Below are 26,144 nucleotides of genomic sequence, written 5' to 3' on the forward strand. Positions count from 1 at the left end.
TCTTTTTTATGAAGGGTCAACCCGTCTGAAGCTGACTCCGGTTTTTTCCTGAAGCACTTGGCATAAAGCGGCAAGCGAATCCTGAACCGGGTAGTTCGCGGCGACAAAAGCACGGCGCGCCTGTTCCGCTTTTTGATATTCTGCGGGGCTTTCGCATATCCGGATTAATTCCTGAGCGAGTGCCTGCGGGTCCTCAAAGACAAATTCTCCAAGTGAGTGATAATAAGGGTATCTGCGGGTTCCCGCTGATTTTCCGATCAGCACGGGCTTTTGAAACAGCATCGCTTCAAGACCGACCGTTGATGTCTGTGTCACCGCAGCGTCAACATACGGGAGAATATCATACAGCTCCATCTCTTTTTTGATGATTTTGCCTGCTTTATATTTCCGCAGCACCTGATTGTAAGCATCCAGCTTGTTTTTGCCGATTTCCCACGGATGCGGTTTAATAATGAGCTGCATGTTCTTTTGGCCGGCAAGCTCTTCAAGCACTCCCGTATAAAATTCATCAGAAAACGGCTGCGTGGCGATCAGCACCGTCCGCTGTGACGGGAGAAAAGAAAGTTTGCGGTAAAACGTGTCCTGATCTATCGGCTCTCTTGAGAAAATCTCGTCGAAACGGGGATGCCCCGTGATGATGATTTGTTCATCCCTGCAGCCTTTTGCTTTATACCACTCCGCTTCATAAGCCCCGAATACGGCCTGATAGTCCGTAAACACGGGCAGAAACGCTTCATCTCCCATGAGCGCTCCGTGCTGAAGACAGATGCTGACGGCGTTTTTTTTCGCGGACATCAGCGCCAGCACACGGCTGTAAATATCCTCCGTCGTGCCGACTACAACAGCGGAAATCTTTTCGGCCGTAAACAAAATATCAATAGCGTCAATCGCTTCAATAAATAATGGAATGTCTTTATACAAACGTTCCTGAAATTCTCTGTTTCCGAAAGCGGGATGGCTGTGAAGCTCTTTCAGAATGGAATGGGCTTTTTCAATATAAGGGACGGGGTTCCCTTTTTTCCCCATTCCCGTCAGCTCCAATTTGCAGATAACGGGCAGCCCGTAATGGTCAGGCAGACTCCATCTGGCCAGTACCGCTGTTTTTGCCGGATCAAACTGCCGGTAGTTTCCCTCGGTGAACCGAAGATGATCGAAATGCAGAATGACTTTTCCGTTTACCGGTTTCTCATCTGTTTTCTTAATGTTTTGCCTTTTTTGATCATAATATGGCTGTATACCGGCTTCAGGAATATGCTGATCAGCCGGACCGAAAAGCTCTGGGTTCTGCTCCATGCTCTCCCGAAGCGCCGGACTGATATATTGATAAAAATTACTGATCAATGCGAGCGGGATGTCTTTGTAGCGAAGTGACTGAAAAAGGTCAATATACTGCCGGTACAGCACCCAATAGTTCGCTAAGTATGCCGACAAGCCCTCACCCCTTTCCAAGCTTTTTTAATGATTCCCTCAGCTCCCGGCACGTGGTCTGCTGCGGAAGGCTGTTCACAAACTCGTTTTTCTCCGCCGCGAAAAGCTGATAATGGATGGATTGATCGGTAATATAATTGATATCAAGCTCCTCAGAAATCGGGTAAAACGGATAAAAATGATTTACTCTCCAGAAGAAACGGGCGTCACCGATCCGGTAAAACGCGGGGCTTTCATCCCAATAGGAACCGAATGCCGATTTGACCTGTTCCAGCACGGAAAACCGGTGCATGACCGAACAATGGTCAATGGCGCACGGCGCGTTCCACACGATCCGTTCGGCGGGCCTGGCCGTCTCCTTCACCGTCTCTTTCCGCTGATTCAGATGATAGGTTTTGGAACTTGAATACACGACGGCTTTTTCCGGGTCTTCATCAAGCTCTTTCACCATTTTCTCAAGCCGTTCCGGCACATACGTGTTGTCGTCGGTCGCATACGTCACGTACTCGCCCTCCGCCATTTCTATTGCCTGATTAATCAAGGCGGCGTAGCGTGTTTTTTCCGTTCTTTCTTTGACGCCCGATACATCGCTTTGATAAAACCGGATGCGGTCATCCGTGAGAAAAGGACGTATTTCCGCCAATGTCGCTTCATTTGAGTTGTCATCCATAATGAACAGCTCAAAGTCCGTAAACGTCTGAGACAGAATACTTTTAATAGAGCGGGCCACATAGTCACTTTTGTTATAGCTCGTCATGATCACTGACACTTTAGGCAACTCGTCACCCCCTTTTCGCACCTGAAACTACCGCTATCATATGTTCCTTATGCGGAAGATGCGCTAGGAATACAGACTATTATGTGAAAAGTCAGCATTGCGATCACAAAAAAAGCCGGCTCTGATGCCCGGACTCATTGGAGCGTATTTTCTTTTTTCGCATAAATCTTTCTTTGGGCTCATATGGTGGAATAGATAAAAACAGCAGCCGCTCTGTCGGCTGTCTGATACTTGTCAGGAGGTTTCAGCATCAAGAGGTTTTCATCAAAGGAGGAACAATATGAAACCGAAAAAGAATCAATATCAGCAAATGCAGGGGATGGGAATGGGAATGGATATGCAAGGATACCAGCCGCAGCTCGGGCCTAATCCTTATCCGCAGCCTCAGGGCCAAGGATCACAAATGATGCCGATGCAGCAGCAAATGACAATGCCGATGCAGCAAGGCCAGCAGAGCTTCGGCGGGGGGTTCCCCGGCCAGCCGCAGCAGCAGGGCGGCGGCAGCTTTCAGATCCCGTCAGGTCCATCATCGTCACAAAACGTTCCCGGCATGCTGCCGATTGAAGAGTCATACATTGAAAATATTCTGCGGTTGAACCGGGGCAAAACGGCGACGATTTATATGACATTTGAAAACAGCAAAGAATGGAATTCAAAGATTTTCCGCGGTGTGATTCAGGCGGCGGGACGTGACCATATCATCATCAGCGATCCGAAAACGGGCACCCGCTATCTGCTTCTGACCATTTACCTTGATTACATCACGTTTGATGAGGAAATCGCTTATACTTATCCGTACTCCATGTCTTCTTATTCCCCGAGATAAATCAAAAAGCCAATCGCTCACTTGACAGAGGATTGGCTTTTTTTCTTTATAAATATTTGACGGCCTCGACGATAATCATAATCCAAGAGATGATAAACGCCACGCCGCCGAGCGGTGTAATCGCGCCGAGAACGGAAATCTGCGTCACGCTCAATACGTACAGGCTTCCCGAAAACAGAACGATGCCCGCAAACATCAGCCAGCCCGCAACAGAAACACTGCCTGCGCCAGAAAGCTTTTCGGCCAAAAACGCGACAGCCAGAAGACCGAGCGCGTGATACATATGATATTGCACGCCTGTGTGCCACACCTGCAAATATTTATCGGGGATTTTCCCTTCAAGCCCATGCGCGCCGAAAGCGCCCAGCGCCACGGCCAATAAAGCGTTAATCGCACCAAGAATAATAAACACTTTCATCTATTTTTCTCCCGCCTTTTCGTTAAAGTTTCCAATTCAATCATAACCCAACATCGGCAAAATTCAACGTCCGCCGTCCGATGACACGAGATTGTCGGATTTTTTCTTTTTGATAAGTTGGATTCGGTCAATCGCTATCGCCAGCAGCGTCCCGAGCACAAGACCGTTGCTTAAGAGCGAAATCAGGATCGGATGCATCCCCGATAACGCGCTCTCCGGCACAAACATTACGCCGACCCCCGTCAGGAGCGCCAGACCGATAATGGAGCGGATTCGTTTTTGCTCCGCTTTCTCATAAGAGTCAAACTCCGTAAAGGCGAGACCGGCCATCGTGGAGAAAACGACGAAGTTTACCGCAAAGCCGACCGGTGAGGGCAGACTCGCAAACGCATTCATAAATAGCGGGATCATACTGATGATCACGACAAATACACTTCCCAAAAGAAACGGCTTTTTCGAAGGAAGCTTCGTCGTCTCAATAAAACCGGCCGCCCCTGAAATCGGCACAGGCGCAATGCCCCCTGACAGTCCGCTCAAAAGGTGGCTGATCGAAGCCGCAAACCCAGCCGGACGCTCACGCCGCTTCCCGACGGTGCCGCCGAATTTTTTCACCGCCGCTTCTACAACCCGGATGCTCGCGAGCATGTTGACAATCAAAAGCACGGTAATGAAGAGTGATGTAATAATCAGGCCGCTGTCAAACACGGGTTTTCCAAACGGAAAAAGAGCCGGCAGCTGAATCACGCGGTCCGGTATTTGAATCGGTTTGGCAGCGCCGAAGACGACGAATAAGATCCATCCGCCGGCAAGCGAAAGGAGAATCGCATACTGTCTTAAGAACGTAACATTCGATCGGGACATGATGAACATCGCCGCCGTCACAACCATGGCGAGCCCGAATACAAGGCCGTCGACGCTGTTTTTTAAATAGCCAATGCCCAAAAGGCCTTTCACAATCGGCTGACTCAGCTGCATGACCAACAGCAGCAGATACACACCGGTCACAACCGGCGTAAACAGCACGGCCAGCCGTTCAATCACTTTAAAAAGGCTGAACAAAAAGAAAAAGACAGCGCTTAATAACAGCGCCCCCTGCAGCGCCCGCAGCGTCTCGCCGAATGTCGCGAACACCGTGCCAGTCAGTCCGCCGTAAATCGTGTATACGCCCCACCATAAGCCTGCCGGGCTTTCATTAATCGGCAGACGATGTCCCTGGAGACATTGGATGACCGCGGCGACGCCAAGCACAAAAAATGTGCTCTGAATCAATGCGGCAGAATCGGCATGGTTCAAGTGAAATGATTGTGCGATGGCGACAGGAACTACAATCGCAGCTGCAATCATAAATGCCGTCCATTGCAAACCCCCGAGTATCAGTTTCAAGTCAATCAACCTCTCCTGTTAAAAATCGAAAATGGAATCCCCGTTTCCGTCTTCCTCACGTTCGTCTTTCGCTTTTTTCTGATATTGGTTCAGCCCGGCGCTGCCCATCATTTTTTCAAGCAGCAGCGGGTCTGTCGAAGGAGACGCGGAAGGTTTCGGCGCCGCTTTCGGAATCGGATTCTGCACAGGCGCCGGAGCGGTGTGCGTCTGAGTGCCGAGCACGACATCACACAGAGAGCGGATGGCGGCCGCGTGCATTTTGACCTCCTCGGTGCGGGTCGCCGTTTTCGCCTGCCTCAGTTCTTCTTCCATCTTCTGAATCAAAGCAGAGATATGTATGTTCATGAGTAAATCCTCCAGCGGTAATTTGTCTTCTTCCTGCATTTTATCAAATTTCTGAGCGAATCGCAGAATTGAGTTTGTTATTTTTTCTGACGGCATACCGCCCGGAACGCCAAAAAAGGCGCTTTCCGCCGGGCGGAAGCGCCTCAAAAAAACCGTTTATTGCGGCAGGTCGGGGATGCACCAATCGATCGGCTGCTCCCCCATTTTTTCAAGGGCGGCGTTTGTACGGGAAAACGGTCTGCTCCCGAAAAAACCGTTCCTTGCCGAAAACGGGCTCGGATGAGTCGATTCAATAATAATGTGTTTCGATGTGTCAATGCGCTCTTTTTTCATCTGCGCGTGACGCCCCCATAGGATAAAGACAATCGGCTTCTCTCTTTCATTCACCACATCAATGATGCGGTCAGTGAGCCGCTCCCATCCCTTGCCTTTGTGGGAATTGGCCTGACCGCGGCGAACCGTAAGCACTGTGTTTAACAAAAGCACTCCCTGCTTCGCCCAGCTGACGAGCGATCCGTGGTTCGGTACGGAGCAGCCGATATCGTCCTGAAGCTCTATGAAAATATTTTTCAAAGACGGCGGCTGCCTGACCCCGGGCTGAACGGAAAAACTAAGCCCGTGCGCCTGTCCTGGCCCGTGATACGGGTCCTGTCCGAGAATGACCGCTTTTACATCCTCATAGGGCGTATAATGCAAGGCGTTAAAAATATCATGGCTGTCAGGATAAATCGTTTGGCTGCTGTATTCTTGTTTCAGCATTTCTCTCAGCTCTTGATAATACGGTTTGTCAAATTCATCTTTCAGCTGATTCCACCAGCTGTCTTTTAAAAGCTGCTTCAAACTGTCCGTCCCCCTTATGAACTGTGCAGTCTTGAATGGACGGGCTTTCCGTCCCACACAATGTCAGTCGGCGCCTCCCGCCTCTTCATGTCCGGCTCTTCAAGAAGAACCGCGAAGTTTTTCGTCGGGAGCTCCCCAAGCCCGTGCTTTTCGCTTAACCGGTCTAAGTACCTCTTCCGTTTGCCGCCGAGATCCGCGGACTGATTGCCGCCTCCCTCAAAAAACGCATATATGACGCTCGCGCAAGGAACACGCTTCACACGGTGCTGTTTTGCGGCGCGCAAATAAAAGTCCCAGTCCCAATAATTATGGACATCCGGATCAAAATACCCTAACGTGTCATGCAGAGAACGCCTGTACATGCTGCCTGACGGAACGTACGTGGAAAATACCCGCATATCCGCATAATCCGCCGTATAGGCGAAAGGCTTTCGTGACACCGGGTATCTCGTGCCGCCCCGTTCTTCAAATGACACAATTTCCGCGTCAGAATGGACAAAATCCGCATCAGCAAGTGCAGCCGCCATTCTTTCCAAATGGCCCGGCGTAATGAAATCATCATCATCGCACAGCATGATACAATCACCCGACGCTTTTTTCACACCTGCGTTCCGAGCTTCCACATGTCCGGCATTCTGTTCTAAATCAATAATCTGAATCGGCAGATCGCTGTACAGCTGCTTCGCTTGTTCGACCGATTCTCCGGCATCATTTACAATGATCACTTCATAAGGCTTTATGGTCTGCATGGAAATCGACTCCAGCAGCTCACACAAAGCCGGAATCCGATTATACGTGACTATGACAATTGATATATTCATGATCCGCTCCTTCTGCTTTTTCTCATGTTCTATTAAAACATAAAGCGGCGGAGAGATCAGGGGGGATTTTTGATTTCGGCCCATTCAGAAACAAATCCAGGTCATGCCCGCCAGCAAAACGAGAATGATCAGAAGGTCTCCCCAAACAGTGCAGACCGCCTTGGCATTAAGTCTGCCCGCCTCCATGGCGTTCCAAAGTTTTGATTGATAAACAGGCACCAACACCATCGCATAGCATGTGCACAAGCAGACAAAAGCCGGCGGGACAAGCGCACATCCATCCTCATTCCAATCATGAATAAGTTCCGGTATACTCACCCCGCTGTCAATGTACAAGTATAATATACCCGCCAGCGGAATGAGCGAACTGATCTGCAGCTCGAAAAGTTCCACCTTCCACTCACGCGCAAACGAAACGGCCCAAATCCATCCCAGCGCATAAAACAATAGAAGAAGCAAAATACTGAAAACAACAAAAATAGCGTCTTGCATCCCATTCAGAACCATAATAAAAAGACTTACAACGGGCAATGCAAGAACCAAGCCGCAGACGGTAAATACGGTAACGGCTATTTGGGCGCACGCGCCGTACATCCACGAACCTAATCTCATTTTAACACCCCTATATAGATTCCCTATGTACATAGTGAAAAAGATCAGGCAAGCCTCTGCCTGCCTGCGTAAAAACCTATTTTGCCGCAAAACGGAAAACATACCGTCACAACGGCGCATACTGCCGCAAAACTCGGTGTGACCGCCGAAGGAAACAGCCCAGCCGGAACCAGATTGAACAAAAAGACAAACATAAAACATAGATTCGGCGCCATTGAAGCCCATACCGTCCGCTCAGCAAGCTTTTTGCCGCCAGCCCCGAACTCTTTGCCAGCTTGATAGCCGATTTGGAACCAATACAGCACATAACCGATCATAATCAGCCATACTGACACGGAAATCCCTTTCCACAGCGCGTCAACAGCGGGATGAATCCTCCACGCGTGCATCATCGTAATCATCGCCCCCATCACAAAAAGACCGCAGTTGCAGAACAGATAAAAGAGCATAAAAGTCCGCGCGGGCACCGCCGAAGCTTTTTGAAAAGCAGAGATAATCTCAGACGGAGTCCCCACTTCCCGCAGAATAAGCGCCATCGCTTCGCTTTCGGTTTTGCCTTTTTCCAGATGATCACAAATGGCATGATGAATATGGCTTTCGATTTCTTTTAATAATTCACGGCTTCCGGACTTGCCTTCCAGCCCTTTTCTGATTTCCTGCACATAAAGGTCTTTATCCATTCTGCCCGCCCCGCTTCAGCATCCGGTCCATCAGAGCAGAGAACAGATTCCATTCCTTCGTCCGTTCGGCTAGAATGTTTTTTCCTTCATCGGTGATCCGGTAATATTTTCGGTCCGGCCCTTTGGTCTGCTTTTCCCAGTAAGAAGAAATATAGCTTTGGCGTTCAAGCTTATGAAGCGATGGGTACAGCGTGCCTTCCTTCATTTGCAGTTCATTCCCGCTTCTTTTCTCCATTTCTTTCACAAGTTCATACCCGTACATGGGCCGTTCATTCAGCAGCGTCAGCACCAGAATGACCGTGCTTCCCTTTACAAGCTCCCTGTTGAGCATTTATTTTCTCACCCTTACCTAGTAATCTTATGTAGGTATTGTACGCACATCCCCCGCGGCTGTCAAATCATTCCTCTAAGCCTTCCGTATTGTGATCGGAAGAAAATCTAACTATAATGAGATATAAAACACTGATGGAGGCCATTGATATGTCAATGCACAAAGCACTTACTATTGCCGGTTCTGATTCCAGCGGCGGCGCGGGAATTCAGGCCGATTTAAAAACATTTCAAGAAAAAAACGTATACGGAATGACGGCTTTGACCGTGATCGTAGCGATGGACCCGGAGAACAGCTGGGATCATCAAGTATTTCCGATCGATGCCGATACGATTCGCGCACAGCTGGCGACGATTGTTGACGGAATCGGCGTAGACGCCATGAAAACGGGAATGCTCCCTACCGTGGAGATCATAGAGCTTGCGGCGAAAACGATTAAAGAAAAACAGCTGAAGAATGTCGTTATCGATCCTGTCATGGTCTGCAAAGGAGCGAACGAAGTGCTGTATCCGGAGCATGCCGAAGCGCTTCGCACCCAATTGGCGCCTCTGGCAACCGTCATCACGCCAAACCTGTTTGAAGCAAGCCAGCTGAGCGGTATGGATGAATTAAAAACGGTGGAAGACATGACAGAAGCGGCCAAGAAAATTCACGAACTCGGCGCGAAATATGTATTGATTACAGGCGGAGGCAAATTGAAACATGAAAAAGCGATCGACGTGCTGTATGACGGAGAAACCGCGGAAGTATTAGAAAGCGAAATGATTGATACACCTTACACGCACGGAGCCGGATGCACATTCTCCGCCGCCGTGACGGCAGAACTGGCCAAAGGCGCTGAAGTGAAGGAAGCCATCTATGCGGCAAAAGAATTTATCACCGCGGCAATCAAAGAATCCTTCCCGCTGAACCAATACATCGGACCGACTAAACATTCGGCGATGCGTCTTAGCGGAAAATAAAATAAATATCCCCCTCATTACCCGAGGGGGATTATTTCATTTTTTTCGCGGATGACCGCAAAAACATCTCAATAGACTGCACAAACAGCGCATATTCCTTCATCTGTTCATATGTATGCATCAGCCGATCACTCCATTCATTGTGCGGCTCAGCTCTCTTGAGCATGCGATTCAGCTGAAGCAATACTTCTTTATATTCTTCCCGCTTATCTTCCACTTGCTCTGCGGCTTTGACAAGTAAACATTTCGGCGTCATCTTCTGATTTTTCAAAACTGAGAAAACAACTCCTTTTATTCCTGGAATCATAGGCTTTCGTTTGAAGAATAGCACAGATGGCATAGGTTTCACATAAGAAAAAAGAACGATTTTCTACAAAAGTGTCCAAATTGAGCCATTTATTTCCGTTTTTCCTGCCGAAGTGACGGTTACGTCATCATTTCCCGGGAAAGGAAAATATCTGGCGCTGAATACCTCTTCTCCATCATTCAAAAACAATTCAATCGAGGATGCATCCAGAAAGAGCTGCACGGAATGCACCTCGCTGATGGCGCAGCTTCTCTTTTCTTTTTCTTCTCCGCTGAAAGCGGTGCGCTCCAGCACAGCCAGCCCCTCTTCCTGATGAAATATAAACCGGGCCGCCCCCCGAATTGAGATTTCAAAACCGGATTCGCAAGTGATGTCCTCCAGCAGCACTTCAGCCCGGGACGCATCTTTCACCGGCAGGCTTACAGACGAGCAATTCAATTGAAGACGGTGCTTTTGTTCATCCGTGCGGCGTGATTTCATTTCCGAAAGCGGGCGCTGTATGATTCTGCCGTTGGACAGTGACAGCTGTCTCGGCATCGTTAAGCAGTGAATCCAGTGATACGCATGGGTCGGATGTTTGTCCTCATGCTGATCCGGAACGCCCATCCACGCGAACAGAATTCTCCGTCCCTTATCATCTTCCAGCGTCTGCGCCGCGTAAAAATCAAATCCTCTGTCAAGCTCCGTAAATTCACCGTGCTTAAATTCTGGCGGCTCTGTATGCAGCCTGCCGAGGAAATAGCCCGCCTGGTGGCTGTTATGATATTCTATCCCGTCGGCTTCAAGCCCCTGCGGACATACGAGCAGCACGTCGGTTCCGTCAAGGGAAAACAGGTCGGGACATTCCCACATATAGCCGAATGACCCGAGACCGCCGGAGTCCGCCCCCGCAATCGCACCGAGAAACGTCCAATCCGTCAAGTTCTCTGATGTGAACAACACAACGCTTCCGGTGAGCTTTTCTGTCTGCGCGCCAAGCACCATGTAATACGCTCCGTCTTTCTTCCAAACCTTCGGATCACGGAAATGAGCGGTATAGCCTGCCGGGAGACGCGCGACAACTCCTTTTTTTTCAAATACGATCCCGTCTTCGGATACGGCGAGGCATTGATACGTTTCCCGATTGCCTTCTCCGTCACGGACATTGCCTGTGTACATCAGGCAGAGCCGCCCGTCTTTTTCGATGGCGCTTCCGGAATAACAGCCGTTTTTGTCATACCACTCACCCGGCGCAAGCGCGATTTCTTCCTCTTTCCACTCAACGAAATCCTTCGTCGTCACATGCGCCCAAAATTTCGCGCCATGCCCCGTATGAAATGGCTGCCATTGAAAAAACAAGTGATATACGCCGTTCCATTGGATCACGCCGTTCGGATCATTTAAAAGCCCGACCGGCGCCATAATATGATAGTTCTGGCGGTATGGATCTGACGCGGCTGTTTCTCCCCGCTTCTTTTTCGCTTCCTCAGCCTGCAGGCGCAGCTCTTGATCCGGTGTCCTCATTTGACGGCCTCCTTTTCTTTAGCTCCCATAATGTAAGCGGCAATAAACGCCGAGACAGAGGCGATGCCCATTCCGATCAGATAGTTTATAAGATTTCCTAAACCGAGCGGAGCCGTGATGGCAATCATCGGAATTCCGGTCAGACCGTAGGCATTGGCGGCGACGCCGGTCACCACGACATAGGCTCCTCCCAGCGCTCCGCCAATCATTCCCGCGATAAACGGCTTACGGTACCTTAGGTTCACACCGAAAATGACTGGTTCGGTTACACCGAGAAAAGCGGAAAATGCGGCCGGCAGAGCGATTTCTTTCATTTTCGCTTTTTTCGTCAGGAAAAATACAGCCAGTCCCGCCGCACCCTGAGCGACATTCGCCATCGACCAGATAGGAAGGATATAGTTTCTGCCCAAATCAGCGATGAGGCCGGCCTCAATCGCATGAAAGCTGTGATGCACACCGGTAAGCACAATAAGCGGATAAAGACCGCCGAAAAGCAGTCCGGCAACAATTCCCGCATGATCATACACATATGTCAGCGAGACGGTAATGCCTGATCCGATCGCCCTGCCAAGCGGACCGATTGCGATAAAGGTAATAAATCCTGTGACAATCACCGTGACAAACGGCGTGACCAATAAATCGAATGCGTGAGGCACAATTTTTCTCGTGCCCTTTTCCACTTTGCTCATAATGTAAACGGCTAACAGTACGGGGATGACCGTCCCTTGATAGCCGAGCAGCGCAATGTCGAAGCCGAAGAGCTGCATAAAATCAGGCGATGCATCCGCAAGCCCCCACGGATTCAAAAGCGCCGGATGGATCATAATTCCCCCCAGCACGGCACCGAGATAGGCATTACCGCCAAATTCCTTCGCCGCGCTGAACCCGATGAATACGGGCAGGAAGATAAACGCCGCGCTTGAAAACATGTCTAAAAGCTTAAACAGCGATGATTGTTCAGACACCCAGTGAAAAGCCTTCATCATGCCGAGCAGCCCCATTAAAAGTCCGCTTGCCACGATAGCCGGAATGATGGGAACGAATATGTTAGACAGTGTCTTCGCAAATCTTGCGGCCGGATTCAGCTTTTTTTTCGCTGCGTCCTGATGTGTCTCACGATCTTCCCGCCCCAAATCGGCTTCTTTTGAAAAAGCGTCATACACTTTATTCACGAGGCCGGTGCCGAATATAATCTGATATTGCCCCGAGCTGCTGAAAGCCCCTTTTACGCCTTCTATTTCTTCAATGCCGGCCTGGCTGATCTTCTGTTCATCTTGAATGACGAGCCTGAGCCGCGTCGCGCAATGTGTCGCGCTGATGACATTTGATTCCCCTCCGATATGCTTGATAAGCTGTTTTGCCGTTTCTTGATAATTCATGATGTATCCCCCTTTCTAAAATCAAAAAAGACCTAAAATTCGCCAACGAAAAAGGTCAGCATGATCCCTTTTTCATGTACGCAAATTTTAGGTCTTGCCTGCATTACCAGTCACAATCCCGCCGGATTCAGTTTTTTTAATGCGCTTTCATTCTATTTCATGATAGCGCTTTCGTCAATATGTTTTCAAAAAAAAAGTCTGTTTCTCGAAACAGACGCGTTATTCCGGGTTTTTTTGCAGACGCTGGACATGCAGCGTAATATAGCCGGCCTCGGATTCCGGCAGTTCCAAATCATATTCATTTTTTAAAAACGCCGCCAGTTCAAGCGCACACCGATAAGCAAACGGATACTTTTTTTGGATGAAATAAAGCATCTCCTCGTCCATGGAATGGAGTGCTTCATTTGAGTCCAACCGGCTGACCGCATACCGTAAGTGCGTGACGAGGCGCTGATAGGAAATACTGTCTTCATCCACCTTCTGTTCGAAAAAGGATTCGATCTTTTCGATCATTTCTTTGATCATGGTTGTATGCTTCATCGCCGAATACATGCTTTTGGCATCCGCCTTGGCAGTGTGGATATGAAGCGCGATATACCCCGCCTCATCATCAGGCAATGATATACCGAGGGTTTGTTTCACGTGTTCAACCGCCCAGCGGCCGATCTCATATTCTTTTTTATAAAGCGCCTTAATTTCATGAAGCAATCGGTTATGCACCTGAAGGCCGTTTTGAATCCTTTCGATCGCAAAGGATAAATGGTCCGCCAGCGCAATGTGGATGTGATCGCTCAAAGGTGCCGCAAGCTCTCCCTCCGCATGGCTGATGATATCTTCAGCCGCCTCTATATGCTCTTCGGGAAGCGTTTCTAACACTTGTTTGAACTTTTCATTTTCGTCGTGCACGACAAATATTTTTTCAATTTTATGTTTTTGAATCACATCATTTTTTCTCTTTTGAAAAGCGATTCCGGGACCCATTACGATCTTTTCCCGTCCGTCTTCTTTTATTAACGCCGCATTGTTATTTAATACTTTGTCTATTCTCAAGAGGTTCGCTCCCGTTCATATGTTTAGTGGGATTGTACCCTCTTTTTCATATGATGTAAAGGTGCCGGACCCGCGCGCTCCCGTTTCGGCAATTCTTTGCGGACAGGCATCCATCGGTTTTTATCCAGCCTGCCGCGGGCCGATTTCGTTTCATCGGTCAAATCCGCCGATCGGACACGGCTCACAAACGAAAAAGCCCCAGCCGTCCGCTTCGCTTTCTTATAATAAGCCGCTTGGTTTCCGTACACGGCAGCTAATGGATATCTTCCGTTACCCGGCGCCATCCAGTTCATCAGAAAGACCATCCACACCCGTAAAGATACTAGCAAACGTTTCATTGCAAATCATCCCTCCGCTTCTTTTTGACAGACAGCTTGTTCGCAGGCCTGTTTTTCTCTCCGCTTTAACGGAAAAGGCGGCCGATCCTTCTCCGCTAAAAACTAGCGGGTCTAGCAACCCTATGACTCTATGATAGACGCGGCCGGGCGAATTGTTTGTCACAATATGAGTGAAAAAACAAACTAGTTTTCAGAAGTTTTGTTGAAAGCTGATGGAAATGACCTGAAAAATGGAAAAGCCGATAAAAAAAGTTATACACACCTTATCCCTTGGTTAAGCACAGCTTAAACACAGGGTATATCCACATATCCACAAACTCGATCTATATTTTGTATAAGAACACTCGTTCCCAACAATATATATACACAAATTTATTCAGTTATACACAGGATTCTGTGTATAACTCCCTCCTTATTCACAGACCAATTTCCATAAATGAGTCATATGTCACAAGGATTATTTTGAATTTTCAAGAAATATATACTAGATTTCTAATTTAGATAAAGAAAAAGGGGGAAACACGATTGAAAAAAGGAATCATCCGTTATCTGCTTCCGGCTTTTGTCTTATCCTTTACCTTATCCACAAGTTCACAGGCTGCGCCGGCTTCAAAACCGCAAACTCCTGATCTTGAGAAGGCTGAGGTGTTCGGTGACATTGATATGACCACCGGCAAACAAACGACAGTCATCGTGGAGCTCAAGGAAAAGTCACTGGCGGAAGCAAAGGAACTCGGCAAAGCACAGACAAAAAGCAAGCTGAAAAGCGAACGCGCAAAAGTGAAAAAGAAAGCGCTCAAAACCATTAAACACGGAAAAATCAACAGGGAATATGAGCAAGTGTTTTCCGGCTTCTCCATGAAACTCCCGGCAAATGAAATCCCCAAACTGCTGAGTGATCAGGATGTCAAAGCGGTTTATCCGAATGTCACCTATCATACCGATCAGCTCAAAGATAAAGACATCACCCTATCTAAGGATGCCGTGTCTCCGCAGATGGATGACAGCGCGCCTTATATAGGGGCAAATGACGCGTGGAAGCTTGGCTATACGGGTAAAGGCGTCAAGGTTGCCATTATTGACACTGGTGTCGAATATAAACACCCTGACTTAAAGAAAAATTTCGGACAATATAAAGGATACGATTTTGTGGATAACGACTACGATCCTGAAGAAACGCCGTCCGGTGATCCGAGAGGCGCGTCGACTGACCACGGAACCCATGTCGCGGGCACGGTAGCGGCAAACGGAACGATTAAAGGCGTCGCGCCGGATGCTACACTCCTTGCCTACCGTGTGCTCGGTCCGGGCGGAAGCGGAACAACGGAGAACGTCATCGCCGGCATCGAACGCGCCGTACAGGACGGAGCGGATGTCATGAACCTTTCTCTCGGCAATTCTGTGAATAACCCAGACTGGGCGACAAGCACGGCGCTTGACTGGGCGATGTCAGAAGGCGTCACGGCCGTTACATCAAACGGAAACAGCGGGCCGAACAATTGGACCGTCGGCTCTCCGGGAACGTCCAGAGAAGCCATCTCCGTCGGAGCGACCCAGCTGCCGCTGAACGAGTACGCCGTCTCCTTCGGTTCCTATTCCTCAGCGAAAGTAATGGGCTACAACAAAGAAGATGACATAAAAGCACTGAATAAAAAAGAAACAGAGCTCATAGAGGCGGGTATCGGCGAGCAAAAGGATTTTGAAGGCAAAGATCTGAAGGGAAAAGTCGCTGTCGTCAAACGGGGCAGCATCGCCTTTGTGGATAAAGCAGACAACGCCAAAAAAGCGGGCGCGATCGGTATGGTTGTGTATAACAATGCCCCGGGAGAAATTGAAGCCAACGTACCGGGCATGTCCGTACCGACGATTAAGCTTTCATCAGAAGACGGCGAAAAACTCGTCAGCCAATTAAAAGCAGGCGGCACAAAAGCGACATTCAATTTATCCGTGGCTAAATCGCTCACTGAACAAATGGCAGACTTTTCGTCACGCGGTCCGGTTATGGACACGTGGATGATTAAACCTGACGTCTCCGCTCCCGGCGTAAACATCGTCAGCACCATTCCGACCCATGATCCGGCCGACCCGTACGGCTACGGATCGAAGCAGGGAACGAGCATGGCTTCCCCGCATGTAGCCGGCGCAGCTGCCGTCATCAAGCAGGCCAAACCGAAATGGAGCCCGGAACAAATAAAAGCAGCTCTCATGAACACCGCGGAAACCTTAACGGACGCGGACGGTGACGTATACCCGCATAATGCGCAAGGCGCCGGAAGCATCAGAATCATGAAGGCGATCAAAGCAGACTCCCTTGTCGCCCCGGGAAGTTATTCTTACGGAACGTTTATGAAAGACAAAGGCAATGAAACGAAAAAAGAAACCTTTACGATTGAAAACCAATCGTCCATCAGAAAATCATATCAGCTCGAGTACTCTTTCAACGGCACGGGCATTACCGTTTCGGGCACAGACCGGGTCGTGATCCCCGCTCATCAAACCGGAAAGGTCAATGCGAAAGTAAAGGTCAATGCCAAAAAAGTAAAGGCAGGCACCTATGAGGGAACCGTCACAGTGCGTGAAGGCGGAAAAACAGTTGCAAAAGTGCCGACGCTGCTGATTGTAAAAGAGCCGGACTATCCGCGCGTGACGTCAATCGACGTGCAGGACGGCACAACGCAGGGAACCTACCAAATTGAAACCTATCTTCCGGCGGGAGCCGAAGAGCTTGCCTTCCTTGTATATGACAGCAATCTTGACTTTGTCGGCCAAGCCGGCATCTACAAAAAGCAGGATAAAGGCTATCAATATTTCGACTGGAACGGCAAAGTCAATGGTGACACCGCACTGCCGGCAGGAGAATATTATATGCTGGCCTATGCCGCGAACAAAGGGAAATCAAGCCAGGTGCTGACTGAAAAACCTTTTATCATTGAATAACCGAACAACCCTGCTGGAGCATCAGCAGGGTTTCTTTCTGATCATTCGGCAAAAGCTTCACGAAGCAGCCGGTATGACTGAAGTTTATCTTCAAAGTGATGAGTAATGGTCACAGCCATCACTTCTTCCGTTCCGTATGCTTTACTGAGAGCCAGAATCTGTTCTTTCACTTGTTGCTTCGTTCCGATGATCATTCGATTCCGATTATCGGCAATTCGTCTTTGTTCATACGGTGTGTACGTATTGCCGCGGACGGTTTCGTAAGACGGTACGCCGTGAAGCGGAATCCCCTGTTCACCCGCAAGCAGCGTATAATCCATGACGGCCGCGAGTTCCTCCGCTTTCTCCTCCGTGTCCGCGCACAGCACAAACACCGCCACGGCTGTTTTTGGTTCTTTTCCTAATACAGAAGGTTTAAATCTGCGCTTATATTGTGCTGTCGTGCTTTCTCCGCCTTCTCCATTAATAAAGTGAGCAAACATATAGCCTGCTCCCATTTCTGCGCTCAGAAGCGCGCTTTCCCCCGAAGAACCGAGAAGCCAGACTTCCGGCGCCGTCTTAATAAGGGGTGATGCGGTCAGATTCGGAAAACGGTGATTGTCGTCGGCTGCATCATGCAAATACATCGCCAGCTCACGAAGCTGCTGCGGATATTGATCAGCGTTACGCTTCCCACCGTCATTCAGCGCCCATGATGCGATCGGCATTCCGCCCGGCGCTCTCCCTAATCCGAGATCGATTCTGCCCGGCGTCAACCCTTCAAGCACGCGGAAATTCTCCGCCACCTTATATGCGCTGTAATGCGGAAGCATGACACCGCCCGAGCCTACACGAATCTCATTCGTTTTCGCCGCAATATGGCTGATCAGCACTTCAGGGCTTGAACCCGCCAACCGCTCTGAAAAATGATGCTCTGACACCCAAAACCTCTTATATCCAAGCTTTTCTGCCTCCTGCGCCAGTCTTACTGTATCCCGCAGCGCGCTTTCCGCGGAACTCCCTTCTGATACAGGAGATTGATCTAATATGCTTAATGAAATCATCACTGTCACCTCATCAACATCGTACCACTGCTAAGCCGTTTTTTCTTTCTGTATGCTTATAAGCATCCCTGATGATAAACATTTATATACCTTGTTCCATTTTGTCGAAATATGTTACACGTGAAACATAAAAACCTCTCCCGGTCAGGAGAGGTTTTTTCTTAATTCTTTTGAAAACCTTTATCTTTTACATATTGATTTAAATAGGTTCTCGGTTTTTGTTTCATGAACTGCAGGATTTGATCAGACCATGTTTCAACCCGCTTGCCGTTTGTCCGTTTATCATAATAAGCGGCAATGGTTTCATCATATTCCTTCATATAACTGCGGAAGTGTTCTTCATTCGTATCGTACGTGTTTTCATGATATACGGCTTGTTTCGGCAGGCGCGGCTTTTGACCGGACGGATGAGCGGGATGACCGACTACCAAGCCGAACAGCGGCAGCACATGGTCAGGTGTACCAAGCACTTCCGTCACCTGATCAAGTTCATTTCGAATGCCTCCGATATAACAAATGCCAAGTCCCATTGATTCCGCGGCAACACTTACGTTTTGTGCGGCAAGTGCGGCATCAATGACGCTGACCATAAACATTTCTGTATTCTCAAGAAGCTCGGTAATGTTTTCGCCTTTTTCCTCAGCAAGTTTTTTATGACGGTACAAATCAGCGCAAAACACAAACAAGTGCCCATTATTCTCGACGTAAGGCTGGTTTCCGGCCAGTGCCGCCAGCTTCCGCTTTTTCTCCTTATCAGTTACGCCGATGATGGAGTAAGCCTGCACGTAACTGGACGTTGACGCCGCCTGGGCGCTTTTCACTAATGTATCTATCTCTTCTGCTGTCAGAAGCTCGTCAGTAAATGATCGGATCGACCGATGATTAAGTATGGTTTCGATGGTATTGTTCATATAAAAGCCTCCTTCTTTCTATATCATATCCGAAAGGGAATCATGTCAAAAGCGAAATGCTCTAAACAAAAAAAGACAGCCCGAAAAACGAGCCGTCTCACATTAAGAATTGAACAAGTAGCTTTTATATTTCGTCAGCTGCACACTTGCGTTATATACGATCCCGAAGCTGATTAATGTAGAAAGCACCGAGCTCCCCCCATAGCTGACAAACAGCAGCGGAATACCGGTAACCGGCATAATGCCGATATTCATCCCGATGTTCTGGAAGGTGTGAATCACGATAAGTGCAGTAAATCCTACGCAAAAAAACGCGCCAAATCGGTTAAACGCATGCAAGCGGTCAATCAGCACCACAAGCCTGTAAATTAAAAAGAAAAACATGACAACCGCAATGGCGCAGCCTAAAAATCCAAAACTTTCACCCAAAATCGCAAAGATAAAGTCGGTCTGTCCCTCAGGTACGTACACCTTCAGATTATGAACGCCGTTTCCGGTAATGCCGCCCGATCCGATCGCCATAACGGCCTGATCCACCTGCCAGCTTTTATCGCTCTCTGCCTGAGTCGTTGCCGCACTGGAGTCAGACATCCACGATGTAATCCGGTTAATTTGATAATCCGCAATGCCGATTGAATTCGCCACATGGGGAAATTCAATCACCAGCACTAAGAAAAGGCCAAGCACAAGCGCGGCCGAACCGCCGATGATGGTGATCAGCTTCCAGTTCACACCCGACATAAACACCATCACCATAACGATAAACAGACAGATCGCACCCGTACCGGCATCCTGCAAAACGATCATCCCGATCGGAATAACCGTCCATGCCGCAATTTTCAAAAGCAGATTCACATCTTCCCGAAGTGACCTTTGATCCTTCGGGCCCGCCTTCGATATAATGGACGCGACCATCATCATAATTCCTATTTTCGTGAACTCAGAGGGCTGGAGGGTAAAGTTTCCGATTTGAAACCAGCTCTTCGCTCCGTTTTTAATCGGCGCGATGGATTCCGGCGCCACACGCAAAAGGAGCAGCGACAGCACGCCGGCAATCAATACGTACAGACTCAGTTTTTCAAGCTGCTCTAAATCAAAGTACAGCAATAATCCGATGAATCCCGCACCTATAACATAGAAGACAATCTGTTTCATCCAGGCACTGCCTCCGTACTGCCCGAACTGTCCGGCCGCATAAATCGCTGCAACACTAATTATTAAAAACACACCAAATATAAAAATCAAATCCCCCTGATAATAGGGATTTTGCTGTTTCTTATATCGACTCATTCTATCCCGCCTTACATTTTCATCGGAAGTCACTATTGTTTATTATACATGAACACCGTTCAAGAAAACATGATGAGGTTGCTTCCTTTTTATTTTTTACGGTTTGGGGACTACACGACATATGACGTGTCAGAAAAGGAAATGTTTCGGTCATGATGAAACTTTTCCGATAAAAAACCCCTTCTCGTCAGAAAAGGGGTTTCAGCCTATGTTTAACGTCATAAACAAGCTGTTCGGGTCCTCTTTATAATGTGCAAACGGATCACAATATTGAAACCCGGCTTTTTCATACAGGCGTCTGGCGGGGAGAAAAGCCTCCATAGAACCGGTTTCTAAGCTGATCCGCTGATAGCCCCGCCGCCTTGCTTCTTCAAGCATATGGCGGAGGATCCGGTTGGCAACGCCTTTTCTGACATGATGCGGAGAGGTTTTCATTGATTTGATCTCACCGTGCCGGCTGTTTAGCTCCTTTAAGGCACCGCAGCCGAGCAGGATGCCGTTTTCCCTCGCACTCCAAAACGTAACGTCAGGCTGACGCAGCCGGTCCGCATTGAGCGCATGTATACTTTCCGGAGGAGAATGCATGGTCATGCTCTTCAGATGATCCTGCAAAAGCGCAAAGACATCCGGCGCTGTGACATCTTCTTTCCTTACGTCCACTTCAAACCACCCTTGCTGTGCATATTTTCTTTGACCATAGCAAAGGTTCACAGCCTGCGCCATTCCATTGTCCGGAAATGTGACAGGGTATTTGGCCTTTCCGGTTTCTTGTACCTATCCAAAAATGAGGCAATAGTTGCAATACTTTTCTCGAAAAAGCGGTATCAAAAATTGGAAAACATGGTATAATAATTGTAACAAAATGTTCAAAAAACGACCACAAAACAGACACATTTTATTCTCTGTATTTCATTTTGGAAACGCTCCCATAAAATGAAAGGAGACATGTAAGATGGACATGTTTTTTGCTTATTTACTGGTCGCAAGCGCAACACCCCTCTTTATCTGGCTGGATAACAAAAAAGTCGCTCTTTCGGCCATACCGCCAATTATTCTCATGTGGGTTTTCTTCTACTTTTACGCAACCAGCAGCCTATCCCCTCTCGGCCACACACTTATGATCATCCTGTTTGCCGTCAACGTCATCGTTGCCCATATCGCCGCCTTTATCATTTACGGCCTTCCGCGCCTGCGCCGGAGAAGAAGCCAATAAAGGCACAAAAAACCCTCTTCGCATAAACGAAGAGGGTTTCTTTTTATTCCTGATGTTCGGAATGATGCTTCGCACCGCCAGGAGGGTTTCCATCCATATGGTCGCCGTGATGGTAGTGCGCCGCAAAGATCCAGATGGAACCAAGGATGATAACAATCGCTCCGAAAAATCCGAAGAGCGTGTTTCCGACTTGAATTCCGCCGTTTTCGCTTTCTGTCATGTGCATGAACATGAGAAGCTGAAGACCGGCTTGGATAAATGCGAATCCGAAAATGATCCAGAGTTTTGCTGATGGGCTTAATTCCGTATATACTGCAACCCAAAGGGCCAGCAGGGTCAGAATAATAGACAACGCAAAACCTACGATATGCTTCCACGGAAAGTGGCTGTGTTCAGCAGATTTGTTTGCCATATTATAGTCCCCCCAATCCGATGAGATAGACGCCTGTAAAGATGAAGATCCAAACAACGTCTAAGAAGTGCCAGTATAAACTTGAGATAAAGATTTTTGAAGACGTCTGCGGCGTTAATCCGCGTTTCTTCAATTGCAGTAAGATGCCGGCAATCCAGAAGATACCGATCGTTACGTGCGTTCCGTGCGTTCCCAGAAGGACGAAGAATCCAGACCAGAAAGCACTTGTACCGAGAGATGCTCCTTCATGTACATAGTGGATGAACTCGTTAAGCTCACATCCGACGAAGCCCGCGCCGAGAAGGAGCGTAATGATCGTCCAAATGACGACGCCTTTTAAACTTCCGCGACGCATTTCATGAACAGCGATCCCGCAGGTGAAACTGCTGATCAGAAGCAGGAATGTCATGATCATGACAAGCTTCACTTCAAATAATTCAGCCGGTAAGACTCCTCCTGCTGTTCTTCTTTGAAGAACGAAGAAGGTTGCAAATAGTGTTGAGAACAACACAATCTCTGCCCCTAAAAAGATCCAAAACCCGAGAATATTGAGTCTGCCGGTTTCAGATTGATATTCCATAGGCGCGTTAGAATTGCCGTGTTCTGCATGTTCCATAAATCACGCCTCCTTTATTCGGAAATCTTTCTTTCCGTCTCTTTTATTTCTTCAACAGGTATATAGTAGCCATTGTCATATTCAAATGAACGAAGCACCATGCAAAGCAGAATGCCGATCAAACCGACAATGCCCATCCAGAACCATTCAAATACAAGTCCGAAGCCTGCAATACCGAACGCCACTGACATAATAAGCGGTCTTCCGGAGTTGTGCGGCATATGGATTTTCTTGAACTTGCTTTCCGGATGAATATCCGTTTTGTCTTCTTTCAATTGCAGGTACGCATCTTGAGATTTCACTTCAGGAAGCACCGCAAAGTTGTAATGCGGCGGAATCGCAGATGAAGTCGCCCACTCAAGCGTACGTCCCACGCCCCATGAATCTCCGCTGATCTCGCGAGTAGAGTAGCGGAAGCTGTAGTAGATGTTGTAGCAAAGGATTAAGAATCCGACACCCATCATGAAGGCTCCGACAGTTGAAATAAAGTTCAATGCAGTCCATCCGTCATTCGGTCCGTAAGTGTAAATACGGCGAGGCATACCTTGCAGCCCCAAGAAGTATTGAGGGAAGAAACATACATTAAATCCGATCATAAAGATCCAGAAGAACCATTTTCCGATTCTTTCGTTCAGCTTGTGGCCGAACATTTTCGGATACCAGAAAATAAATCCTGCGAAACATGCAAATACCGTACCCGCGATCAGCACATAGTGGAAGTGAGATACGAGGAAGTACGTATTATGGTATTGATAATCCGCTGCAGCCATCGCAAGCATAACCCCTGTTACCCCGCCGACAACGAAGTTCGGGATGAACGCGAGCGCCCACAGCATCGGTGTTGTAAAACTGATCCGGCCTTTATACATCGTAAAGAGCCAGTTAAAGATTTTAACCCCGGTCGGAACCGAAATCGCCATCGTTGTAATCGAGAAGAAAGAGTTAACAGACGCACTGTTCCCCATTGTGAAGAAGTGGTGAGTCCATACAAGGAAACTCAGGACGGAAATGGCGATAATTGAGCCGACCATCGCTTTGTAACCGAATAACTGCTTTCTTGCAAACGCTGAAATAATTTCAGAGAAAATACCGAATGCCGGTAAGATAACGATATATACTTCAGGGTGTCCCCAAATCCAGAACAAGTTAGCCCAAAGCATCGGCATACCGCCGGCTTCCAGCGTGAAAAAGTGAGCGCCGAACAAACGGTCAAATGATAACAGCGCCAATGCCACTGTCAAAACAGGGAAGGCGAATACGATAATAACCATTGTAATCAGCGTCGTCCATGTAAACATCGGCATACGCATCAGCGTCATGCCTTTCGTACGCATTTTCAGGATCGTCACCATAAAGTTGATACCCGTCATCAGCGTACCGATACCGGCAATCTGAAGACCGAGCAGGTAGAAGTTCTCACCAGGCCCGGGACTCATGTCGTTGCTTGCCAGCGGCATGTAACTCGTCCAGCCTGCGTTCGGAGAACCTCCGATAACGAAAGAAATATTGAAAAGCATCGCACCTACGAAGAACGTCCAGAAACTCAGGTTGTTCAAGTAAGGGAATGCTACGTCGCGCGCACCGATCTGCAAAGGTACGACAACGTTGATCAGACCGATTAAAAACGGCATCGCCATGAAGATAATCATGATCGTACCGTGAGTCGTAAAGATCTCATTATAGTGGTTTGAGTCTAAAAAACTGTTATTAGGAAGCGCTAACTGGGCGCGCATCATCAAGCCGTCGACCCCGCCGCGGAACAGCATGATAACAGCAGAGATAATGTACATGATTCCAAGTTTCTTATGGTCTACAGACGTCAGCCATTCAGACCAGAGCCATTTCCACTTTTTGAAGTATGTGAGTACAACGATGATAGCGATAGTGGAAAGCGCAATGGAAACTTGTGCGCCCAGAATTAATGGGTCACCTGTTACAAAAAATTCATCCCATCTCAATTTCATTCGGGCTTCCTCCTTTCTTGTTCAATTTCAATCTTGTTTATCGTCGGATACTTTAAATTCGTTTTTCTTTACATTTTCCCACGGATCTGTTTTAGAGTGCGGTGATACGGCTTTGTAGCCAAGGCGTTTGCGCGCCTCCATCGCATATTCGGCATCTTGGCCGTGGTCAACGTATTTTAAGTGTGTAGAAGAGAACGTTAATTTACCGACATTCTCCGGAAGCATCAGTTCGTCATACTTCTCTTTCGTCAGCTTTGGAGAATCGCTTTGGGCTTTTTTCACCCAGCTGTTAAAGTCTTTTTGCGTAACAGCTTTTACGTTGAATTTCTGGTCGGCAAAGTGTTCGCCGGTGAAGTTCGCGTTGCGGCCTTCATATGTTCCCACTTTGTCAGCCTGTAAGTATTGATCCATCAGCATTCCCGCCATCGCGTATTTTTGCCCCCCAAGCTGAGGAATCCATAGCGATGCCATTGAATCGGCTGAAGAAATTTTAAATAAAACCGGACGGTCTACAGGAATGTTCAGGTAGTTAACCGTCTCAATATCCTGCTCTGGGTAGCTGAATACCCATTTCCAGTCTACCGAAGTAGCATAAACAACAAGAGGCTCTTTATCCTTTGTCGCTTCAGGCGCTTTTTCTAACGAATATATCGTCTGTACGGTAGGCACAGAAAGTGCAATAACAATTAAAATTGGGATCACTGTCCAGACTACTTCTAAGAACGTGTTGCCGTGCATCTCGGGCTTGTAATTTCCGCTGTCTTTGCCTTTGCGGTCGCGGTACTTCACTAAAATGATTGTAAATAGTACGAAAACGACGCCGACAATGAACAGCATAAATCCGATTGACAAGAGAATCAGATCTTTCTGCTGGTCTGCTACAGGTCCTTTCGGATCTAAAACGGAAATGTCGCTGCATCCGCCCAGTACGAAAACAACAGCCAACATCGCTAATAAAAGTAACGGTTTAAATGCTCTGAACAAGAAGATCACCATCCTTCCTATTGATGTAGTGAATCTGAAATGTACTTTCTCAAAATCTTTTCTCTATCTACCTTGTTATGCTATCAAAATCTGCCCTTATTAGCTTTATTTTTTTCTAAAGTTCATCTTTTTTTCGACCTAATGTCACAAAATCGTCAAAAAATGCATGAACTTTTTCCACTTGCGCAAACCAAACATAAAAAGTTTTAGATCATTTAGCATATATAGAGAAAAAAGATAGTGAGAACGAATAATACCAAATAAAGGTTTACCATAATAAAAAACGCTGGTCAACAAAAAGATTCATTTTGTTAAACATTCTACAAAAGAAATATTTTTTCCTTTGTTCACACCTTTTCACACGGTTTCCATTTTAACGCAACGCATTGTGAAAAAAAAGACCGGAACGCGCCTTGATATGTTCATTATAAAAAACACATTCATATGTTTAATATGGACAAAACGAAGGAAACATATAGGCATAAATAATAAAAAATAGGAAGTGATATTTATGGGTTTTATCGTATCTCTGATTGTCGCTATTATTATCGGCTGGATCGGAAGTTTATTTGTAAAAGGCAGTATGCCCGGGGGAATCATCGGGTCAATGATCGCCGGTCTGATCGGCGCATGGATCGGGCACGGACTGCTCGGCACATGGGGTCCTCACCTTGCCGGCTTTGCCATTATTCCGGCAATCATCGGAGCTGCGATCGTGGTGTTCTTATTCAGCCTGATCGCCAGAAGCAGAGGATAAAAAAAAAGCCTCGTCC

At 47.8% G+C, this 26,144-nt stretch carries 28 protein-coding genes; 5 read left to right on the forward strand and 23 right to left on the reverse strand.

The window, feature by feature from the left end; translation table 11 throughout:
* Positions 1-6: 6 nt before the first annotated feature.
* On the reverse strand, positions 7-1,431 hold the full coding sequence (locus V7728_RS03615) for a capsular polysaccharide export protein, LipB/KpsS family (RefSeq protein WP_099567180.1): 1,425 nt from the start codon (positions 1,429-1,431) through the stop codon (positions 7-9).
* 4 nt (positions 1,432-1,435) lie between these two features.
* Positions 1,436-2,206 (reverse strand): glycosyltransferase family 2 protein, encoded by a 771-nt coding sequence (locus V7728_RS03620; RefSeq protein WP_015240806.1) that lies wholly within the window; start codon positions 2,204-2,206, stop codon positions 1,436-1,438.
* 280 nt (positions 2,207-2,486) lie between these two features.
* Here V7728_RS03620 and gerQ point away from each other — a divergent pair, with 280 nt between their 5' ends.
* Entirely contained in the window at positions 2,487-3,032 is a 546-nt protein-coding gene (gene gerQ / locus V7728_RS03625; RefSeq protein WP_007614539.1) for a spore coat protein GerQ, read from the forward strand.
* 46 nt (positions 3,033-3,078) lie between these two features.
* On the opposite strand, the gene V7728_RS03630 is transcribed toward gerQ, so the two are convergent.
* The 8 genes from V7728_RS03630 to V7728_RS03665 form a co-directional block, all read right to left on the reverse strand.
* Positions 3,079-3,450 carry a DUF423 domain-containing protein gene (locus tag V7728_RS03630; RefSeq protein WP_099567181.1) on the reverse strand — a complete coding sequence of 124 codons (372 nt, stop codon included), beginning with the start codon at positions 3,448-3,450 and terminating at the stop codon, positions 3,079-3,081.
* A gap of 63 nt (positions 3,451-3,513) precedes the next feature.
* Complete coding sequence (locus V7728_RS03635) at positions 3,514-4,833, reverse strand: purine/pyrimidine permease (protein WP_099567182.1); 1,320 nt, start codon at positions 4,831-4,833, stop codon at positions 3,514-3,516.
* 18 nt (positions 4,834-4,851) lie between these two features.
* Positions 4,852-5,274 carry a YwdI family protein gene (locus V7728_RS03640; RefSeq protein ID WP_099567292.1) on the reverse strand — a complete coding sequence of 141 codons (423 nt, stop codon included), beginning with the start codon at positions 5,272-5,274 and terminating at the stop codon, positions 4,852-4,854.
* A gap of 60 nt (positions 5,275-5,334) precedes the next feature.
* The gene (locus V7728_RS03645; RefSeq protein ID WP_012118732.1) at positions 5,335-6,018 is read right to left on the reverse strand and encodes a uracil-DNA glycosylase; all 684 of its coding nucleotides are present in this window, start codon (positions 6,016-6,018) and stop codon (positions 5,335-5,337) included.
* 14 nt (positions 6,019-6,032) lie between these two features.
* Complete coding sequence (locus V7728_RS03650; protein ID WP_007407698.1) at positions 6,033-6,839, reverse strand: glycosyltransferase family 2 protein; 807 nt, start codon at positions 6,837-6,839, stop codon at positions 6,033-6,035.
* A gap of 84 nt (positions 6,840-6,923) precedes the next feature.
* Complete coding sequence (locus tag V7728_RS03655) at positions 6,924-7,451, reverse strand: hypothetical protein (RefSeq protein ID WP_060562393.1); 528 nt, start codon at positions 7,449-7,451, stop codon at positions 6,924-6,926.
* A 44-nt stretch (positions 7,452-7,495) separates the two neighbouring features.
* The gene (locus tag V7728_RS03660) at positions 7,496-8,131 is read right to left on the reverse strand and encodes a permease prefix domain 1-containing protein (protein ID WP_060562392.1); all 636 of its coding nucleotides are present in this window, start codon (positions 8,129-8,131) and stop codon (positions 7,496-7,498) included.
* Complete coding sequence (locus V7728_RS03665) at positions 8,124-8,462, reverse strand: PadR family transcriptional regulator (protein ID WP_003150960.1); 339 nt, start codon at positions 8,460-8,462, stop codon at positions 8,124-8,126. Before V7728_RS03665 ends, V7728_RS03660 begins: the two co-directional genes overlap by 8 nt.
* A gap of 149 nt (positions 8,463-8,611) precedes the next feature.
* On the opposite strand from V7728_RS03665, the gene V7728_RS03670 reads away from it, so the two are divergent.
* A complete protein-coding gene (locus V7728_RS03670) occupies positions 8,612-9,424 on the forward strand; it encodes a bifunctional hydroxymethylpyrimidine kinase/phosphomethylpyrimidine kinase (RefSeq protein WP_099567183.1) in 813 nt (270 codons plus the stop codon).
* Between the two features lie 31 nt (positions 9,425-9,455).
* Here the strand turns inward: V7728_RS03670 and V7728_RS03675 are convergent, their stop codons facing one another.
* From V7728_RS03675 to V7728_RS03695, 5 genes are all read right to left on the reverse strand, one after another.
* A complete protein-coding gene (locus tag V7728_RS03675) occupies positions 9,456-9,731 on the reverse strand; it encodes a hypothetical protein (RefSeq protein ID WP_042635591.1) in 276 nt (91 codons plus the stop codon).
* Positions 9,732-9,794: 63 nt separating this feature from the next.
* Positions 9,795-11,234 carry a sucrose-6-phosphate hydrolase gene (locus V7728_RS03680; protein WP_099567184.1) on the reverse strand — a complete coding sequence of 480 codons (1,440 nt, stop codon included), beginning with the start codon at positions 11,232-11,234 and terminating at the stop codon, positions 9,795-9,797.
* A complete protein-coding gene (locus V7728_RS03685; RefSeq protein ID WP_020958006.1) occupies positions 11,231-12,613 on the reverse strand; it encodes a sucrose-specific PTS transporter subunit IIBC in 1,383 nt (460 codons plus the stop codon). Before V7728_RS03685 ends, V7728_RS03680 begins: the two co-directional genes overlap by 4 nt.
* Before the next feature lie 219 nt (positions 12,614-12,832).
* A complete protein-coding gene (locus V7728_RS03690) occupies positions 12,833-13,663 on the reverse strand; it encodes a PRD domain-containing protein (RefSeq protein ID WP_012118737.1) in 831 nt (276 codons plus the stop codon).
* A 23-nt stretch (positions 13,664-13,686) separates the two neighbouring features.
* Positions 13,687-14,001: a hypothetical protein gene (locus V7728_RS03695; protein WP_025285458.1), complete on the reverse strand. Its 315-nt coding sequence runs from the start codon at positions 13,999-14,001 to the stop codon at positions 13,687-13,689.
* Positions 14,002-14,526: 525 nt separating this feature from the next.
* On the opposite strand from V7728_RS03695, the gene V7728_RS03700 reads away from it, so the two are divergent.
* Positions 14,527-16,938 carry a S8 family peptidase gene (locus V7728_RS03700; RefSeq protein ID WP_015240814.1) on the forward strand — a complete coding sequence of 804 codons (2,412 nt, stop codon included), beginning with the start codon at positions 14,527-14,529 and terminating at the stop codon, positions 16,936-16,938.
* Positions 16,939-16,979: 41 nt separating this feature from the next.
* Here V7728_RS03700 and V7728_RS03705 read toward each other — a convergent pair whose 3' ends face one another.
* The 4 genes from V7728_RS03705 to V7728_RS03720 form a co-directional block, all read right to left on the reverse strand.
* Positions 16,980-17,981, reverse strand: coding sequence for an LLM class flavin-dependent oxidoreductase (locus V7728_RS03705; protein WP_032868201.1), 1,002 nt, complete (start codon positions 17,979-17,981; stop codon positions 16,980-16,982).
* 161 nt (positions 17,982-18,142) lie between these two features.
* Complete coding sequence (gene nfsA / locus V7728_RS03710; protein ID WP_064108105.1) at positions 18,143-18,892, reverse strand: oxygen-insensitive NADPH nitroreductase; 750 nt, start codon at positions 18,890-18,892, stop codon at positions 18,143-18,145.
* A 102-nt stretch (positions 18,893-18,994) separates the two neighbouring features.
* Positions 18,995-20,182 carry an FtsW/RodA/SpoVE family cell cycle protein gene (locus V7728_RS03715; RefSeq protein ID WP_007407709.1) on the reverse strand — a complete coding sequence of 396 codons (1,188 nt, stop codon included), beginning with the start codon at positions 20,180-20,182 and terminating at the stop codon, positions 18,995-18,997.
* A gap of 201 nt (positions 20,183-20,383) precedes the next feature.
* Positions 20,384-20,842, reverse strand: a complete 459-nt coding sequence (locus tag V7728_RS03720) for a GNAT family N-acetyltransferase (protein WP_015240818.1) — start codon at positions 20,840-20,842, stop codon at positions 20,384-20,386.
* Positions 20,843-21,134: 292 nt separating this feature from the next.
* Between V7728_RS03720 and ywcE the strand changes: the two genes are divergently transcribed.
* Positions 21,135-21,395, forward strand: coding sequence for a spore morphogenesis/germination protein YwcE (gene ywcE / locus V7728_RS03725; protein ID WP_003150937.1), 261 nt, complete (start codon positions 21,135-21,137; stop codon positions 21,393-21,395).
* A 43-nt stretch (positions 21,396-21,438) separates the two neighbouring features.
* On the opposite strand, the gene qoxD is transcribed toward ywcE, so the two are convergent.
* Genes qoxD through qoxA form a run of 4 tightly spaced genes read right to left on the reverse strand, consistent with a single transcriptional unit; the run spans position 21,439 to position 25,380 of the window.
* A complete protein-coding gene (gene qoxD / locus V7728_RS03730; RefSeq protein ID WP_007407711.1) occupies positions 21,439-21,807 on the reverse strand; it encodes a cytochrome aa3 quinol oxidase subunit IV in 369 nt (122 codons plus the stop codon).
* 1 nt (position 21,808) lies between these two features.
* A complete protein-coding gene (qoxC, locus tag V7728_RS03735; RefSeq protein WP_003150930.1) occupies positions 21,809-22,423 on the reverse strand; it encodes a cytochrome aa3 quinol oxidase subunit III in 615 nt (204 codons plus the stop codon).
* A 14-nt stretch (positions 22,424-22,437) separates the two neighbouring features.
* Complete coding sequence (gene qoxB, locus V7728_RS03740) at positions 22,438-24,387, reverse strand: cytochrome aa3 quinol oxidase subunit I (protein ID WP_012118743.1); 1,950 nt, start codon at positions 24,385-24,387, stop codon at positions 22,438-22,440.
* Positions 24,388-24,414: 27 nt separating this feature from the next.
* On the reverse strand, positions 24,415-25,380 hold the full coding sequence (gene qoxA / locus V7728_RS03745; protein WP_012118744.1) for a cytochrome aa3 quinol oxidase subunit II: 966 nt from the start codon (positions 25,378-25,380) through the stop codon (positions 24,415-24,417).
* 502 nt (positions 25,381-25,882) lie between these two features.
* Between qoxA and V7728_RS03750 the strand changes: the two genes are divergently transcribed.
* Positions 25,883-26,128, forward strand: a complete 246-nt coding sequence (locus V7728_RS03750) for a GlsB/YeaQ/YmgE family stress response membrane protein (protein ID WP_003150926.1) — start codon at positions 25,883-25,885, stop codon at positions 26,126-26,128.
* Positions 26,129-26,144 lie beyond the last annotated feature (16 nt).

Source organism: Bacillus sp. JHAA, from assembly GCF_036961585.1.
Classification (GTDB): Bacteria; Bacillota; Bacilli; order Bacillales; family Bacillaceae; genus Bacillus; species Bacillus velezensis.

Bases quoted from the DNA above. Each gene is read 5' to 3' on its own strand.
- V7728_RS03640 (WP_099567292.1), bottom strand. From the start codon at position 5,274: ATGCCGTCAGAAAAAATAACAAACTCAATTCTGCGATTCGCTCAGAAA.
- V7728_RS03650 (WP_007407698.1), bottom strand. From the start codon at position 6,839: ATGAATATATCAATTGTCATAGTCACGTATAATCGGATTCCGGCTTTG.
- V7728_RS03660 (WP_060562392.1), bottom strand. From the start codon at position 8,131: ATGGATAAAGACCTTTATGTGCAGGAAATCAGAAAAGGGCTGGAAGGC.
- qoxD (WP_007407711.1), bottom strand. From the start codon at position 21,807: ATGGCAAACAAATCTGCTGAACACAGCCACTTTCCGTGGAAGCATATC.
- ywcE (WP_003150937.1), top strand. From the start codon at position 21,135: ATGGACATGTTTTTTGCTTATTTACTGGTCGCAAGCGCAACACCCCTC.
- V7728_RS03670 (WP_099567183.1), top strand. From the start codon at position 8,612: ATGTCAATGCACAAAGCACTTACTATTGCCGGTTCTGATTCCAGCGGC.
- qoxB (WP_012118743.1), bottom strand. From the start codon at position 24,387: ATGAAATTGAGATGGGATGAATTTTTTGTAACAGGTGACCCATTAATT.
- V7728_RS03750 (WP_003150926.1), top strand. From the start codon at position 25,883: ATGGGTTTTATCGTATCTCTGATTGTCGCTATTATTATCGGCTGGATC.
- V7728_RS03705 (WP_032868201.1), bottom strand. From the start codon at position 17,981: ATGATTTCATTAAGCATATTAGATCAATCTCCTGTATCAGAAGGGAGT.
- V7728_RS03715 (WP_007407709.1), bottom strand. From the start codon at position 20,182: ATGAGTCGATATAAGAAACAGCAAAATCCCTATTATCAGGGGGATTTG.
- V7728_RS03675 (WP_042635591.1), bottom strand. From the start codon at position 9,731: ATGATTCCAGGAATAAAAGGAGTTGTTTTCTCAGTTTTGAAAAATCAG.
- V7728_RS03630 (WP_099567181.1), bottom strand. From the start codon at position 3,450: ATGAAAGTGTTTATTATTCTTGGTGCGATTAACGCTTTATTGGCCGTG.
- V7728_RS03680 (WP_099567184.1), bottom strand. From the start codon at position 11,234: ATGAGGACACCGGATCAAGAGCTGCGCCTGCAGGCTGAGGAAGCGAAA.
- V7728_RS03695 (WP_025285458.1), bottom strand. From the start codon at position 14,001: ATGAAACGTTTGCTAGTATCTTTACGGGTGTGGATGGTCTTTCTGATG.
- nfsA (WP_064108105.1), bottom strand. From the start codon at position 18,892: ATGAACAATACCATCGAAACCATACTTAATCATCGGTCGATCCGATCA.
- qoxC (WP_003150930.1), bottom strand. From the start codon at position 22,423: ATGGAACATGCAGAACACGGCAATTCTAACGCGCCTATGGAATATCAA.
- gerQ (WP_007614539.1), top strand. From the start codon at position 2,487: ATGAAACCGAAAAAGAATCAATATCAGCAAATGCAGGGGATGGGAATG.
- V7728_RS03685 (WP_020958006.1), bottom strand. From the start codon at position 12,613: ATGAATTATCAAGAAACGGCAAAACAGCTTATCAAGCATATCGGAGGG.
- V7728_RS03655 (WP_060562393.1), bottom strand. From the start codon at position 7,451: ATGAGATTAGGTTCGTGGATGTACGGCGCGTGCGCCCAAATAGCCGTT.
- V7728_RS03665 (WP_003150960.1), bottom strand. From the start codon at position 8,462: ATGCTCAACAGGGAGCTTGTAAAGGGAAGCACGGTCATTCTGGTGCTG.